The sequence below is a fragment of the Auritidibacter ignavus genome, from assembly GCF_003703835.1.
In the GTDB taxonomy this organism is placed as follows: domain Bacteria; phylum Actinomycetota; class Actinomycetes; order Actinomycetales; family Micrococcaceae; genus Auritidibacter; species Auritidibacter ignavus.
In genome coordinates this window covers 175,070-189,925 of the sequence record NZ_RDQR01000001.1, presented here as the reverse complement: position 1 = coordinate 189,925, position 14,856 = coordinate 175,070, and the positions used below count along the sequence as shown (strand labels likewise).

At 61.0% G+C, this 14,856-nt stretch carries 12 protein-coding genes and 1 tRNA gene; 8 read left to right on the top strand and 5 right to left on the bottom strand.

The window, feature by feature from the left end:
* Nucleotides 1–29 precede the first annotated feature (29 nt).
* From DYI20_RS00840 to DYI20_RS00815, 6 genes are all read left to right on the top strand, one after another.
* A complete protein-coding gene (locus tag DYI20_RS00840) occupies nt 30–737 on the top strand; it encodes a DUF2017 family protein (protein ID WP_110100297.1) in 708 nt (235 codons plus the stop codon).
* Nucleotides 734–1,678 carry a glutamate racemase gene (gene murI / locus DYI20_RS00835; protein WP_110100298.1) on the top strand — a complete coding sequence of 315 codons (945 nt, stop codon included), beginning with the start codon at nt 734–736 and terminating at the stop codon, nt 1,676–1,678. Before DYI20_RS00840 ends, murI begins: the two co-directional genes overlap by 4 nt.
* A gap of 188 nt (nt 1,679–1,866) precedes the next feature.
* On the top strand, nt 1,867–2,676 hold the full coding sequence (locus tag DYI20_RS00830; protein WP_110099760.1) for an MBL fold metallo-hydrolase: 810 nt from the start codon (nt 1,867–1,869) through the stop codon (nt 2,674–2,676).
* Nucleotides 2,677–2,755: 79 nt separating this feature from the next.
* Nucleotides 2,756–3,502 carry a ribonuclease PH gene (gene rph, locus DYI20_RS00825; RefSeq protein WP_110100299.1) on the top strand — a complete coding sequence of 249 codons (747 nt, stop codon included), beginning with the start codon at nt 2,756–2,758 and terminating at the stop codon, nt 3,500–3,502.
* The gene (gene rdgB, locus DYI20_RS00820) at nt 3,499–4,173 is read left to right on the top strand and encodes an RdgB/HAM1 family non-canonical purine NTP pyrophosphatase (RefSeq protein ID WP_110100300.1); all 675 of its coding nucleotides are present in this window, start codon (nt 3,499–3,501) and stop codon (nt 4,171–4,173) included. The genes rph and rdgB overlap by 4 nt, the downstream gene beginning before the upstream one ends.
* Nucleotides 4,170–5,204 carry a 3'-5' exonuclease gene (locus DYI20_RS00815; RefSeq protein ID WP_110100301.1) on the top strand — a complete coding sequence of 345 codons (1,035 nt, stop codon included), beginning with the start codon at nt 4,170–4,172 and terminating at the stop codon, nt 5,202–5,204. Before rdgB ends, DYI20_RS00815 begins: the two co-directional genes overlap by 4 nt.
* 47 nt (nt 5,205–5,251) lie before the next feature.
* Here DYI20_RS00815 and DYI20_RS00810 read toward each other — a convergent pair whose 3' ends face one another.
* Nucleotides 5,252–6,367, bottom strand: a complete 1,116-nt coding sequence (locus DYI20_RS00810) for an ADP-ribosylglycohydrolase family protein (protein ID WP_158524696.1) — start codon at nt 6,365–6,367, stop codon at nt 5,252–5,254.
* Between the two features lie 18 nt (nt 6,368–6,385).
* Between DYI20_RS00810 and DYI20_RS00805 the strand changes: the two genes are divergently transcribed.
* Together DYI20_RS00805 and DYI20_RS00800 are read left to right on the top strand one after the other, a co-directional pair.
* Nucleotides 6,386–7,582, top strand: coding sequence for an exonuclease SbcCD subunit D (locus DYI20_RS00805; RefSeq protein WP_110100302.1), 1,197 nt, complete (start codon nt 6,386–6,388; stop codon nt 7,580–7,582).
* Entirely contained in the window at nt 7,579–10,743 is a 3,165-nt protein-coding gene (locus DYI20_RS00800) for an AAA family ATPase (protein ID WP_122548691.1), read from the top strand. Before DYI20_RS00805 ends, DYI20_RS00800 begins: the two co-directional genes overlap by 4 nt.
* A gap of 22 nt (nt 10,744–10,765) precedes the next feature.
* Here DYI20_RS00800 and DYI20_RS00795 read toward each other — a convergent pair whose 3' ends face one another.
* The 4 genes from DYI20_RS00795 to bcp form a co-directional block, all read right to left on the bottom strand.
* Nucleotides 10,766–12,247, bottom strand: coding sequence for a malate:quinone oxidoreductase (locus tag DYI20_RS00795; RefSeq protein WP_110100304.1), 1,482 nt, complete (start codon nt 12,245–12,247; stop codon nt 10,766–10,768).
* A gap of 120 nt (nt 12,248–12,367) precedes the next feature.
* Nucleotides 12,368–14,068: an ABC transporter substrate-binding protein gene (locus DYI20_RS00790; protein ID WP_122548690.1), complete on the bottom strand. Its 1,701-nt coding sequence runs from the start codon at nt 14,066–14,068 to the stop codon at nt 12,368–12,370.
* A gap of 56 nt (nt 14,069–14,124) precedes the next feature.
* A tRNA-Leu gene (locus DYI20_RS00785) sits at nt 14,125–14,205 on the bottom strand.
* Nucleotides 14,206–14,307: 102 nt separating this feature from the next.
* Nucleotides 14,308–14,790, bottom strand: coding sequence for a thioredoxin-dependent thiol peroxidase (gene bcp, locus DYI20_RS00780; protein WP_110100306.1), 483 nt, complete (start codon nt 14,788–14,790; stop codon nt 14,308–14,310).
* Nucleotides 14,791–14,856 lie beyond the last annotated feature (66 nt).

Here is a 14,856-nt window from a genome sequence, read left to right as displayed (position 1 = left end):
CACGAGACCACAGGAGATGTCTGCCACGTATGGCACGTGCCTTTAAATCGGGGATTCGCGGATATACCGCGCACCTAGAAGCTGAAGAACGCCGCTTATTGCGCTCGCTGTTTGCCGATGTCATTCAACTCTTGGGTGGAGCCCTGCCCGAGGGTGCGGAAACCCGGGACTCGGTGCTGAACCGGCCGGAAGACTCCGAGCAACCCGAACAATCCGAGCAACCCGACGAATCCACACAGCAGGGCCCCGCCGACACTGCATCTACCGGCGAGTTAAGCCAGGACATTGACGCCACGTTTTGGGATTTGGTCGGGCAATCCTCCGGGCTGGAGCCGCTTCCGGATCGATCCGACCCGGCCGTGGCGGCCCTGCTCCCGCCGGGACGTAGTGGCGACGATGCGCAATCGGGTTCTCAAGAGTTCCGCGATTTGGCCGAGGACGCCATTCGGGCCGACAAGATTCAGGACTTACAGCTCGCCTGGGCCGCGCTACAGCCCCGGCACCTCGTGCTGGATACGCCCACCGCGCAGGCCTTTGCTCGTGCGTTGAATCAGGTCCGCTTAGTGCTAGCGAAGCGCTTAGAAATCACCACCGAAGACGATGCTCGTAAGATTGCTGGGGTGAATTCATTGGATCGGGCCGAATCGGTGGAGTCCTACATGGCTTTGCTGTACAACTTTAGTTCGTGGCTGCTTGACACGCTGATGGTGGCCCTAATGCACGGAGAACGCGGATGAGTACCCACCCTGAACCCCAACCCCAGGCTCCGATTGGAATCTTCGACTCCGGGGTCGGCGGGCTGACCGTGGCCCGCTCCGTCATCGATCAGTTGCCCGATGAGAACATTGTCTACGTCGGCGATACCGCTCACTCACCCTATGGTCCACGCCCGATTGCCCAGGTGCGTCAGCTGGCCTTGGCGATCATGGACGAGCTGGTAGATGCCGGGGTGAAACTGCTGGTGATCGCCTGCAATTCGGCCTCCTCGGCGGTGCTACGTGATGCCCGCGAGCGATACACCGCCGGGTACGGCATCCCGGTGGTGGAAGTGATTCAACCGGCCGTGCGCCGGGCGGTGGCTACCACCCGTAACGGGCGCGTTGGGGTCATCGGTACTGAGGCCACGATCAGTTCCGGGGCCTATCACGATATGTTCGCCGCTGCTCCGCAATTGGAGATCACCTCCGTGGCCGCCCCGGAATTTGTTCACTTTGTGGAGGCCGGTATCACCACCGGGGAACGGCTCATTTCGGTGGCCGAGCGATACTTAGCGCCGCTGAAGACCGCAGGTGTTGACACGCTGGTGCTGGGGTGCACCCACTACCCGTTGCTCACCGGTGTGATCTCCTACGTGATGGGAGCTGATGTGAGTTTGGTTACGTCCTCGGAGGCCACGGCCCAAAGCGTCTACCGTGCGCTGGTGGAATATCAGCTGGAAAATCCAGCCGGTGCCACTGACTCAGCGCCGACCCTTCGTCCCGACGGGGTTCCTGGTAGTCAGCGAGAGAAATACCGATTTATGGCCACCGGCAACCCGGAGCAGTTTCAGCGTCTGGCCAGGAGATTCTTAGGTCCTGAGGTCTCCTCGGTGCAGGAAATCAGAACCGTGGCCGAAGAGTATCCCACCGGAACGTTGCGGGTGATCGACCAGGCGGTGGCGGAGCACCTGCGGGCCTGAACGGGCCTAGCAGGCGCCCGACTGTTCGGGTTCGGAACTGGCCAGACCCGGTAGTGAACGTGGGGTAGATCTCTCGGTCGTGATGGCACCGACTCTGTGTCGACCGGGGTCCGGGGTTATGGTAGTCAGGAAGACAATCGCCAGCAGGTTGCCTCGGCGAGCACCACGACCGCGCAGGAGCACTATTCATGAAGTTGACCATTATCGGGTCGTCCGGTTCGTTTCCGGGACCCGGGTCTCCAGCATCGTGCTACCTGGTCTCGGCCCAAGGTGTCGACGAACAGGGCAACCCGAAGAAATATCGCATCCTGCTGGATCTGGGCAACGGCGCCTTAGGTGCCTTGCAACGCTACATCTCGTTGGACGAGGTGGACGCGATTTGTCTCTCGCATCTGCATCCGGACCACTGCATGGACTTATGTGGCATGCATGTGGCGATCCGGTGGGATCCCTCCGGCTGGCGGGCCGGACGGGTTCCCGTCTGGGGGCCGGCTGCCACTGCTGATCGGATGGCTATCGCCTACGGGCTCGACCTGGACCCGGGGATGCACGAAGAATTTGATTTTCAGCACTGGCAGAGTCGGGTCCCGGTGAAGCTGGGACCGATGACGATCACCCCCTATCCGGTGCGTCACCCGATTGATGAGGCCTACGCCATTCGCATTGAGGCCGAAGAGCACATTGGCGGCGACACCGTGCGGTCGGCGCTGACCTATTCCGGCGATACCGACACCTGTGATGAGCTGGTGGAAGCAGCCGATCACGCCGATATTTTCCTGTGCGAGGCAGCCTTTCAAGAAGGTCGTGATGACGGGATTGAGGGGGTGCACCTGACCGGTCAGCGCGCGGGCGAGATGGCCCATCGCGCTGACGTGTCCCGGCTATTGCTCACCCACCTGCCGGTGTGGAACGATCCGCTGACTGTCGCCGAAGAAGCCCGTCGTAGCTTTGCCGGGCCCTTAGCGGTGGCGGTCTCGGGAGTGACCTACACCGTCTGAGACCGACGTGAACACAGACAGCCCCCTGCGCGGGGCCCGAATAAGGCCAAATAAGGCAAGAAAAGGACGTGATGTTGCTGTGAGCACTCAGCAGCGAGCCGATGGTCGTCGCGTTGATCAACTGCGCCCGATCACCATTGAGACCGGATGGTCCACCCAAGCCGAAGGCTCGGCGCTGATTCGGTGCGGTGAAACCGTCGTGTTGTGTAACGCCTCGCTGACCGAAGGTGTCCCGACGTGGCTGAAAGGCCAGGGCACCGGCTGGGTCACCGCCGAGTACGCGATGTTACCGCGCGCCACCAGTCAGCGCTCCACTCGCGAATCGGTCAAAGGCAAGATAGGGGGCCGAACCCACGAAATCTCGCGACTTATTGGTCGGAGCCTGCGGGCCATCATCGACCGGAAGGTGCTGGGCGAGAACACCATCGTACTGGACTGTGATGTGTTGCAGGCCGATGGTGGCACCCGTACCGCCTCGATTACCGGCGCCTATGTGGCCCTGGCCCAAGCGGTGTCCTGGGGCAAATCCCAGGGACTAATCCCCGCAGCACACAATCCGCTGACAGATTCCATCTCCGCCATCTCGGTTGGCGTGGTCGACGGGGTCGCCATGTTGGATTTGCCCTACCCGGAAGACTCCCGGGCCGATACCGACATGAACGTGGTGGTCACCGGATCCGGTGACTTCGTGGAAATCCAAGGGACCGCCGAAAACCAGCCGTTCAACCGGGACGAGCTGAACACGCTACTGGACCTGGCGGTAGCCGGAACCACCGAGCTGGCAGAAATCCAGCGCCAGGCACTGCAGGAGGCCGGAGTCCAGTGAGCGCCACCTCCGCATCCACAGCTGCGCGATCGAACCGTGATCCGGTGCTCGTGTTGGCCTCTCATAATCTCGGGAAGCTCACTGAACTGCGTCAGCTGATCGCCACTGGGCTGAGCACGCACCCAGAGCTGGACCTCGATGTCGAAACCCAGATTATTGATGCTACCACCGCCGGCGCCCCAGACGTGGTGGAAGATGGGGTCACCTTCGCCGAGAACTCGCTGAAAAAGGCTCGTGAGATCGCCCAGGCCACCGGACTGGTTGCTATCGCTGATGACTCCGGGTTATGCGTGGACGTGCTCAACGGTGCTCCCGGCATTTTTTCGGCCCGTTGGTCAGGAACCCACGGGGATGACACCGCCAACCTGAATCTCTTGCTGGCTCAGCTCTGCGATATTCCGGCCGAGCACCGTGGCGCGCACTTTCGGTGCGTGGCCTCACTGGCCACCCCGGCCGGACAAACCCACGTTGCACACGGCGTCATGCAGGGCCAGCTGGCCACCAATGCTACGGGGCGCGGCGGATTCGGCTACGACCCAATTTTTATCCCGGACGGTTATCAGTGCACCGCCGCGGAACTCTCCCCTGAGGAGAAAAACGCGATCTCTCACCGAGGCCGGGCTTTCGAGGCCTTGCTACCCCATATCCTGCGGGTGCTGAGCCAATCATGATCGACTTCACCGCCATCGACTTCGAAACGGCCAACGGTTTTCGGGGCTCAGCCTGCTCCATCGGGATGGTGCGGGTTCGCCACGGGAAGGTGGTGGCCCGCAACTACCAACTATTGCGGCCACCGGAAGGCTATGACCGGTTCGATCCGCGCAACACCCGCATTCACCAGCTCACCACCCAGGATGTGGCCCATGCCCCGCGGTTCGGTGATGCCATGGAGGGGCTGATGGAGTTCATCGGCACCGATACGGTGTTCGCCCACAACGCCGGATTTGATCTGGGAGTCATCGAGTCCGGCATGGAAGTCTCCTTGAGACCGGTGCCGGCCATCACCTACGGATGCACGCTGATGCTGTCGCGGAAGGTTTACCAGCTGGCCTCCCATGCCTTACCCTCGGCCTCGGCCGAAGCCGGTTTCGATCTCACCGTCCACCACCACGCCTTGGATGATGCCGAAGCCTGCGCTGCGATCGTGATCGATTGTGCCCGTCGGCTACAGGCCGACAGCGTCGCGGACCTGATGGAACGCGCCGGGGTCGGACTGCGCCAGCTGACGGCTAAACAGCCCGGCGAGCCGCTGTCTCGGGCCACCCGGCACGCCCAGCGGATGGGGTCGGTCTTTGATTCCCGGGTCATCACCGCTGCTGATGAGATGCCGGACCTGTTGCACTGGCCCGATGAGGGCGATAATCCCGAACCCAATACAGCCGCCGATCCGCATCACCCGCTTTTCGACCAACACGTGGTCTTCACCGGGAATCTGGGGATCTCGCGTCAGGAGGCCAAGAACCGAGCGGCCACCTACGGGGCCCACACTGCTAGCCGCGTCAACGGGTCGACCACCATGCTGGTGGTCGGCGACGGCTTCCGCTCCCATGACCTGCAGGCGCGTTCCCGGCACCCGGCTCGTACCCATAAGAAAATGCGTGAGGTGCTACACCGCAATGAGACCGGTCAGTCGATCACTATTGTCACCGAGCCCGAATTTCTCCAGATGCTGGACTACGTCTGGCCGGCCCACACCAGCTAGCGGTCGTGCCCGCCTCGAGCGATGACCGGCCCGAGAGGGGCTTGACACTAACCTGTCGTTTCCGGGAGTGGTTCGGTGAATTTCAACCAGCGGGTCGCCATCTCGTCGAGGACTGCAACCTGATCGGCCGCGAGCGCCGATTCCAGATCGCTGCGGCGGTGGTGGGGTAAGTGCCCGTCACGGGCGCCGAGTAGTTGCCCGGCGATGCTCCCCAGGGTGGACAGATCCTCGTGCGGCGCCTGTCCGAGACAGTCGAAGAGCTGATCAGCCAGCACGCCGAGCGAACCCGACGGATTGGTTGCCACCATCCCGAGTGCGCAGGCGAGCACACGATCGGCGGGAACACGCTGGGGATGGTCAGCATCGCGACCTGGGTTCAACGTGGGCTGTTCGGTGTAGCGACCGATCTGTGCTAACACCGCGCTCAGTTGTTCCTCCACGGAGTTCTCTTGTCGCAGGTACTTCAGTGCTTGGTGCACCGCACGGTCAAGATCGGATCCCGCCAGTAGCTCGGTCAGTATCAGGGCGAAGACCGCAGCCGATACCCAGGCTGTCGTGGACCCGTGGGTGAGTACTACGCTTTGGCGAACCAAGGAGATCCGCAGACGGTGATCAATATCTGGCAACATCGCATACCCGCTGGCCCGGGACACCGCGGTGGCGGTCACCGCGTCCGGATTCGCCACACGGTTGATCAACCGCATCTGGGTATGTTCCAGTCCGGATAAACATACCGGGTCTGGGTGCCGTTCGTGGCCCAATGGCTGATCGTCTGCATCAATCCAGCGCAACAGTGGTCGGGGAGTGTCTTCGGGAAAATCTCCGCGCTGGCTTCGGTACCAGCGCAACATGGCCAGCCAGACGGTGGCGGGCGGGTCGGCGGCCGATCCCTCAGCGGCCCACTCCATGACCTCCAATAGCCCGTCCATGACGTACAGGCTCATCTGTGTGTCATCGGAGATCGCCAGCGGAGACGATGAGCTCTTGGTGCCCTGTTCCCAGCTACATCGGTACCCCAATGCATCCCCGACAGCTCCGGAATGCAACGTCGCCCGGATCCTGTCCGCTGCGGTCACCGCACCGTGATCAGGCATGTGTGGATCGGGGCCGGGGTCAGTGGAGGATAAAGCACACACATCGGAAAGTTTATCTTGTCCAGACATGCACCATAGGCTGGGCTCATGCGAATTCTTCATACCTCGGACTGGCACATTGGTCGGAGTTTTCACGGCACCGGCATGTTACCGGTCCAACAGCGTGCTCTGGAGCAACTGGCCGAGATTGTGGTTCAGCACGGAATTGCGGCGGTGGTCGTCTCAGGTGATATCTATGACCGTGCCCTGCCGGCCGCCGATGCGGTCCGCACGCTGGATGCCGGCCTCGCCACACTACGGGAGACCGGAGCGGAACTGGTGTTGACCTCCGGCAACCACGATTCCTCCATTCGGTTAGGCTTTGGCCGCGAGCTCATGCGGGCCTCCGGGGTTCACTTTCGCACCCAAATTGCTGATATCACCCACCCGGTGGTGCTCGAGGATCCCGACGGTGGCACCGTGGCGATCTGGGGGATTCCCTATCTGGACCCCGGGACCTCCGCCGGGCACTGGGGCGTCGAACCCCAGCACACCGCCGTCATCCAGGCCGCCGTCAACGACATCCGCCAGGCCCAAGAAAGCCAACAGCACCTCGGGCGCGATCAGGCCGCCCACGTGGTGATGGCGCACCTGTTTGCCGCCGGTGGTACCGGATCTGATTCTGAGCGCGACATCGGTGCCCATCATGACGAAACCACTGTGGGCACCCTCGGCCAGGTTCCGGCCAGTATCTTCGACGGCTTCGACTACGCTGCGCTCGGGCACCTCCACGGGCGACAGACGATCTCCCCCGCGGTGCGCTATAGCGGTTCCCCGGTGGCCTACTCCTTTTCCGAGGCGGATCACACCAAAGGAGCGTGGGTGATCACCACTGGGCAGAACCGCGTCACCGATATTCAACCCGTTGACCTCAGCGCCGGGAAGAAGCTGGCCCGGCTCACCGGTGAAATTGACGACCTGCTGGACAACCCCGAGCACACCTGGGCCGAAGACGCCTGGTGCCAAATCACCGTTACCGATGAGCAACGACCGCCACGGGCCTATCAGCGACTGAAACAACGGTTCCCGGACCTGTTGAACTTCATACTAGCCCCCTCCGGGAACCCGCCGACCCGGCAATTGACCTACGCCAAACGGTTGGCATCGGCCACCACCGACCTGGACGTGGTGACCGACTTTATCGACCATGTCCGGGGTCGCCCAGCCTCCCAGGCAGAAAAACACTGGATCAGCCAAGCCTTGGAACAGGTAGGCCGTGAGGGAAGGGACGCTAATCTCCGATGAGAATCCACCGCCTCGAAATTCAAGCCATCGGTCCCTTTGCCCAGCGCGAGGTGATCGAATTCGACCGGCTCAACCAGGCCGGATTGTTTTTGCTGGATGGCCCCACCGGGTCGGGAAAATCCACCATCCTAGCCACCTTAACCTTCGCGCTGTACGGTACCGTACCCGGCGAACGGAAAACCGACTCACTGCACTCGACCCTGGCCGGATCCTCCACCCGGCCGGAAGTGGTCTTAGACGTCTCGGTGGCTGAGCGGCGGTTTCTTATCACGCGCTCGCCGAGTTATCAGCGCCCTTCGAAACGGGCCAAGAACGGTGTGGTGAAAGAAAACTCCACTGTCAGTGTGTCAGAACTGTTGCACGGCGCCTGGCGTGAGGTGACCACCCGAGCCGATGAAGCCGGTCAGCTGATGAATGCGGTGCTGGGGCTCACCGCCGAGCAGTTCATGCGCGTGATCCTGCTCCCACAGGGAGAATTTGCGGCGTTTTTGCACGCCAGTTCGAGCGAACGCCAGGCGCTCTTACGCAAACTGTTCGACACTGCCCGGTTCGAGCAAGTGGAAGACGCTCTCAAAGACGAACGCGACGCACTCGAGCACCACCTCGGGTCTGAAACCGATCGGATCACATCGTTGCGTCACGATGTGATCACTACCATCTCGGCTTTGACGCAGGAGGCTTGGTGGGCTGAGAACCAGGCTCCGGAAAGCGCTGAAGAATTGGACGATGAGACGCTGGCGACACGGGCGACCGAGACGATGGCGGGTTTAGTGGCCTCAGCCCACCACCGGCAACAAGAACTCTCTACAACAGAAAACACCCTTCGACAGCGAGTCGAGACGATCACCCGTGATCTCACCTGCTTGGACCAAGCCACCTCGTATCACCAGCGACGCAACCAACACGAGCACCAGCGGGAGCAGATCAGTCTTGTCACACAGCAACTGGCTGCTCATCGCGTGGCCGAACCGGTGTGGCGTGCCGTCCAAGCGGTCTGCAGAACCGCTCAGGTGGTTCAGGATCAAGCGAAGGCGCTCGCTGAGACCTTCACCGCTGGGCAAGATCATCCGCTGATCCAGACCTGGGCGCGCGCGGCAGAGCTCGGTGTGGCACAGTTTGCAGACCATCTGGATGACCTCGGCGAGTCGGATGCCGGCCTGCAGGCATTGAGGCAGGGATGGAATGACGTGCAGCGACAAGCCGACCGGGCGGTAGACCGGCTCTCGGACCGACACCAGCAAGCACGTGAGATCAGGGAACTGGCAGACAGCATTACCGGAGGTGAGCGCGAGCTCGAGGAGCTCGACGAGACCCTTCAGGTTCGCAAAAACAAGCGCGAAGAGATGGCGGGTCAACTGAGGGAACTGGCCGGAAACCTGGAGGAATTACACGGCACTGAGGAACGATTGGAAGCCGCAGAACAACGCCACCAGCAGACCGAAACAGCACTAACAGCCGCTCGAGCGAGGCAGACCGCGAAGAAAACACTTAGCGAAGAGCAACATAAGCATCACGATGCGGTAGATCAAGCACAGCGGGCGGTGGATACCTATCAGCGGCTGGTGCAGGCACGCCTGGATGCTGCAGCCGAGCTGTTGGCCGAAGAACTGGTTCAGGGACAGCCCTGTGCGGTCTGCGGTTCCATCGAGCACCCGGCCCCCGCCCAGGGGCAGGGGCTCGAAGAGATTTCGCAACACCGCGTGGAACAAGCCCGTCAGCGTGCTGACGAGCTGCACACAGCCCGCGTGCAACAGGACAAGGTGCTTCAGGCGGCTCGCGACGAGCACGAAAGGTTGCTGGCAGCAAGTTCAGGTGTGACCCCCGAGGAAGCCAGCCAAACCAGAGATGAGGCGAAGGAACACGTGGTGCAGCTCCGAAAGGACGTACAACGCTATCGTCAGCTGGTTCAGGACCAACAGCGTGCCGAACAGGCCATCGAGAAGATCACCACCATGCTTCCCGATCTGGAAGCACAACGAACCGCAACCGCGACAACCCTCGAAGCGCAACGAGAACGACAGGAGAAGCTCCAGGAGCAACTGCACAAGGCGCTGGGTTCCTATGCCTCGGTGAGTGAGCTACAGGACCACACCGAGCAAGCGCATCGACTCGTCGCCGCCATCAGCCAGCGCCTCGACCAACTTGGTGTCGCGGTGGCACGACGAGATCAGGCCATCACCAGCCGAGACCTTGCGCTGAAACAAGCTCAAGAACACGTGAAGACTCACCGACTGACCATCGATGCCAGCTCCGTGGAGGCCATCACGGCAGCGGTGATGGAGGATCGCTCGGTGACCGAAGCCGAACAACAAGTGACCGACTGGGACGCTGAGTCGGCACGATTAGCCGAGTTGGCAGAGCATGAGCACGTCGTCCATGGCCTGGACTTACTCGCCCAGCACCACAACGACCCGGAGGAACACCCGCTACCGAGTCAACAAGTGTTGAGCGCCCACCGGCAGCAACTGGAGGAGACCATTCGCAACCGGCAGGCCGCCGATTCGCGTCGCGGGACCGTCGAACACGCCCACCAACAGGTCACCGCTGAAACCACCGAGCTACACCAACGCTCCAGTCAAACCGCCGAGGTCGCAGAGAAGCACCAGCAACTTGACGATCTGCTCAAGGTGGTGCGGGGTCAGGGGGAGAACTCCTACAAGATGTCACTGGGTAGTTATGTGCTGACCGGGCGCTTGGAGAAAGTCGCTGCGGCAGCTTCAGAACGCTTGGAGCGGATGACACAGGGCCGCTACAGCCTGGAACACGATGATGCTGGCCAATCCCGCGGGAAATCCGGGCTCGATCTTCAGGTCCGCGACCACCTCAATGACACCTACCGCGCCCCAGCGACACTGTCCGGTGGCGAAAGCTTCATGGCCTCCTTGGCTCTCGCGCTGGGGTTGGCCGACACAGTTCAAGCCGAGGCCGGCGGGATCACGATGGACACGTTGTTCATTGATGAAGGGTTTGGATCTCTGGACTCCGAAACCTTAGAGCAAGTCATGGAGGTCCTCAACGGATTGGGCGATGATGGTCGCACCATCGGGTTGGTATCTCACGTGGAATCGATGAAACACCAAATTCCGACCCGTATCCGGGTCACAAAAACACCCCAGGGCGTTTCCAACCTCGAGTTGGTTCAAAACACCACCGGGGTGTAAACCCCATGACTGGGGGCCTGGCTTAGGCCAGTTTCAGTGTCTTAGCATTCTCGGCGACAATTTCTTCGTACAGGTCCGGATTATCGGCCAGCTTCTGGCCGAAGGACGGGATGATTTCTTCCAAGGTCGGACGCCATTGCTCAGCCCGGGCCGGGAAGCACTTATTCAGCAGGTTGAGCATGATCGGTGCCGCGGTGGAAGCACCCGGGGAAGCACCCAGCAGGGCCGAAATGGTGCCATCCTCGGAGGTGACCAGTTCGGTACCGAACTGCAGCACGCCGCCTTTCTTGGCGTCCTTTTTCATCACCTGGACACGCTGACCGGCGGTGATCATCTCCCAGTCCTGCTGGTCACCGGCCGGATAGAAGTCCTCCAGGGATGCGAATTTCTTGGACGTGGAGGTGGTCAACTCCGAGACCAAATACTTGACCAGATCCAGGTTGTCCTTGGCCACGTTGAGCATCGGCAGAATATTGTGTCCACGCACCGACAGCGGAAGATCCAATAAGGAGCCGGTCTTCAGGAAGTTGGTGGAGAACCCAGCGTAGGGGCCAAACATCAGCGAACGGCGCCCGTCGACAAAACGGGTATCGAGGTGCGGGACCGACATCGGAGGAGCACCGACCTGGGCCTGACCGTAGACTTTGGCGTTGTGCTGGGAGATGACCTGCTGGTTATGGCACCGCAGGAACTTCCCGGAAATCGGGAAACCGCCGAAGCCTTTGGCCTCAGGGATACCGGAGGACTGTAGCAACGGCAGGGCGCCACCGCCGGCACCAATGAAGACGAAGCGTGACCGGGCAGTGAATTCCCGGTCGCCGATCTTGTCCTTGACCGATACCTCCCAGCGACCATCCGAGCCACGTGTTAGAGACTTGACCTGGTGGCCGAAGCGGATATCAACGTAATCGTCGAGCTGAGAAACCAGCTGGCGAGAGAGCGCCCCGAAGTCCACATCGGTACCGGTCTCCACGCGGGAGGCAGCCAGTCGTTGGGAACCAATGCGTCCCTCGGTGAGCAACGGAGCCCAGGAGCCGATGGTCTCGGGATCCTCGCTGTATTCGATGTTGGAAAACAGTGGGTGAGCCTTCATCGCCTCGTAGCGGGTCTTCAGATAGTTCGCATGATCATCACCCCACACGAAGCTCATGTGTGGCAGACGGTGAATAAAGCTCTGCGGGTCGGTCAGGGTGCCGTTACGCACCAGGTAGGACCAGAACTGTTCGGAGACGTGGTACTGCTCGTTGATGTTGACGGCCTTGGTGATGTCTACGGATCCGTCAGCTTGCTGTGGCGAGTAGTTCAGTTCGCACAGTGCGGCATGACCGGTACCGGCGTTGTTCCAGGGGTCAGAAGACTCCTGACCGGCCTGATTGAGGTTTTCGTACAGGGCAACTGACCAGTTCGGCTCGAGAACCTTGAGGAAAGTTCCGAGCGTGGCGGACATAATCCCGCCCCCGATCAGAACAACATCATAAACGGGGGAGTCGCTTTCGTGCGGCACGTCTATCTCCTGATTTTCGGATCGACTATCTGACCGGCGCGCGGCCGCGGATCATCTAACAGGTTCACTCTACTACCGATCAGCCGGATCAGCTCAGTCTCACCGCGTCACAGAGATGGGTTACTGGCTGAGCCGCAGGTGGTCAAAATGTTCATCGAGCACCGGCGAAATCGGGTAGTACTGCACCCGAGACCCCGAAGCCAGCGAGGAAATCGGAAAGGCCAGCGGAAAAGCCGGCAGATCCAGAGCGGCGGCGCGAGAAATACGGGCGAGCTGTCGGTCACGGGCGGAAGAATCCAATTCGCTGCGGGCGGTGCGCAGTGTCTGGGCTACCATCGGGTTTTCCCACCCGAATTCGGGGTTCGGGGGTCCGAACAGTCGAGCCAGCATGCGTAACGGGTCGCGGGTGACCGCGTGGGCACCGAGTAGGTGGAAGGCCCGGTTGGAATTGGCGGACAGGACCTGTTGCAGGTAGTAGTCCTCCCAGGGGACGGGCACCGGTTTGAGCACCAGGCCAATGGTTGCCAGATCCTCCGAGATTTTGGCGTAGACCGCCTCGGGATTGGGTAGATATGGACGACCGACCTCGATCGGATACCAGAACTCCAGTTCCTGGCCTTGATAGGCCGATGAGTCCAGCAACTCTTGGGCTCTGGCTACGTCGAAAGGATAGGACTGGATGTCTTCTGGGGCCTGCATGATCGCTGGCGGGAGGAAATGATCGGCCACCATCGACCCGGACAGCATGGTTTCGTTGACCAGGTCTTGGCTGTCAATCGCGTGGGCGACCGCCTGGCGCACTTGCAACGAGGACACCACCGGGTGCTGCTGGTTGAAGCCCACATACACGGTGGACATCGGGTCGCGCTGAATGACTTGGAAACCGTTTTGCACCAACGGGCGTAAGACCGCCGGGGCTACCCCATCGAATGCATCGAGCTGGTCGGACTCGAGGCCGTAGAGTCGCTGGTGCACACTGGTGACCACCACCGCGTGGACTTCGGTGACCTGTTCTTCGGTGGGAATATCTGGATTGGAAACGGCCGTCTCGGTGCGGGTCAACGTCACGCTGGTTGCGTCCGAGTCGATGTTCTCGGGCCAGGTAAAGCTACCGGTGCCCGATAGGGGAACCATCGGCCAGATGATCTCGGTCGCCTCGGGGTCAGCATTCAGGCGGGATAGTTCCTGATCGAACGCCGGCCAGTCCTCAGGGCAGGTGATGGCAAAAGACGGGTCCGTCAGCGCCGAGACCAAACCTGAGATCGGTTGGTGAAGCTGAAGTCGGAAATGGGTATCATCGACGGCCTCACTGGAGTCATACAGACACTCGGTCTCACCGGTATAGCCGCCAAAGACTATGGCGAAGGCCAGTCGGGGGCGCGTAGATATTCCCGCCTCGTCTAACCGCTCGGGAAGGGTGGCCCAGCGCTGAAAATTTTGGGCCACGATCTCGGCAGTCAGCGGTGTTCCGTCGTGGAACTCTACGTCGTCACGCAACGTGAAATCGTAACGCAAATGGTCGGCAGAACGGTCCCATTCCAGTGCCAGTCGGGCGGTGGGTTCACCGGTGTCCGGGGTGATAGCCACCAGTGTGTCGTAGACCTGTCGGGTGAGCCGCAACGAATCGTGGTCACTGACCACCGAAGGATCGGTGGACATCGGCCGACTGGGAATGCCTAACCGGAGCGTGCCGGAGGATGGCTGGGCCAAACGGGGTGGTTTCGGGGTGGAAGCCACGGCCGGGGAAAGGTGCCGGGCGCCGACCAGACCGAGCCCACCGGCAGCAACCGCACTCAGCAACGAGCGGCGTGAGAGTTCCATAGCTAGCCCCCATCACGCGATGACTCGGTAGATAACTGCTCACTCAATCTCAACAGTGCGGGCGGGGGGACTTGAACCCCCACGTCAAAGACACTGGAACCTAAATCCAGCGCGTCTACCAATTCCGCCACGCCCGCAACGGTCGGCGAAGACCGTAGACCAGTGTAGCTGAAACGACTTCCGTTTACCGCATTTGTCGGCCCCTGGCTAGTCTGGACCGTCTGGTGGGTCTCGTTTGGTTAGTCCAATCCGAGGTCGCGACGCAATTTCGACACGTGCCCTGTGGCGCGAACATTATATTGAGCCAGTTCGACGGTGCCATCGGGACCAACAACAATGGTCGAACGAATCAAGCCTTCGGTGACTTTTCCGTAATTCTTTTTCTCGCCCCAGGCTCCGTAGGTTTCGGCGACGGCGTGATCGGCATCGGAGAGCACCGGGAAATTCAAATCTTCTTTCTCCGTGAATTTTTCGAGCTTGTCGACCGGGTCCGGCGAAATACCCACCACCTGGTAGCCATCCTGTGCGAAGCGGTTGAGGTTATCTCGGAAATCGCACGCCTCGGTGGTGCACCCAGGAGTCATCGCCCGAGGATAGAAATAGACGATTACTTTGTCACCGGAATAATCGCTGAGGCTGACCTGCTGGCCGCGGGCATCTGGCAAGGTGAAATCGGGGGCAACATCGCCCTGGACGAGTCGAGCGGTTTGTGCATCAGTCATACCCCTACTGTGGCACAACTTCAGTAACAGTGAAACACGAAGACATCGACTAGCAAAAACTGGAGG

Coding starts and splice junctions, on each gene's coding strand:
- DYI20_RS00840 (WP_110100297.1), top strand. CDS start 30: ATGGCACGTGCCTTTAAATCGGGGATTCGCGGATATACCGCGCACCTA.
- murI (WP_110100298.1), top strand. CDS start 734: ATGAGTACCCACCCTGAACCCCAACCCCAGGCTCCGATTGGAATCTTC.
- DYI20_RS00830 (WP_110099760.1), top strand. CDS start 1,867: ATGAAGTTGACCATTATCGGGTCGTCCGGTTCGTTTCCGGGACCCGGG.
- DYI20_RS00815 (WP_110100301.1), top strand. CDS start 4,170: ATGATCGACTTCACCGCCATCGACTTCGAAACGGCCAACGGTTTTCGG.
- DYI20_RS00810 (WP_158524696.1), bottom strand. CDS start 6,367: ATGTCTGGACAAGATAAACTTTCCGATGTGTGTGCTTTATCCTCCACT.
- DYI20_RS00805 (WP_110100302.1), top strand. CDS start 6,386: ATGCGAATTCTTCATACCTCGGACTGGCACATTGGTCGGAGTTTTCAC.
- DYI20_RS00800 (WP_122548691.1), top strand. CDS start 7,579: ATGAGAATCCACCGCCTCGAAATTCAAGCCATCGGTCCCTTTGCCCAG.
- DYI20_RS00790 (WP_122548690.1), bottom strand. CDS start 14,068: ATGGAACTCTCACGCCGCTCGTTGCTGAGTGCGGTTGCTGCCGGTGGG.
- bcp (WP_110100306.1), bottom strand. CDS start 14,790: ATGACTGATGCACAAACCGCTCGACTCGTCCAGGGCGATGTTGCCCCC.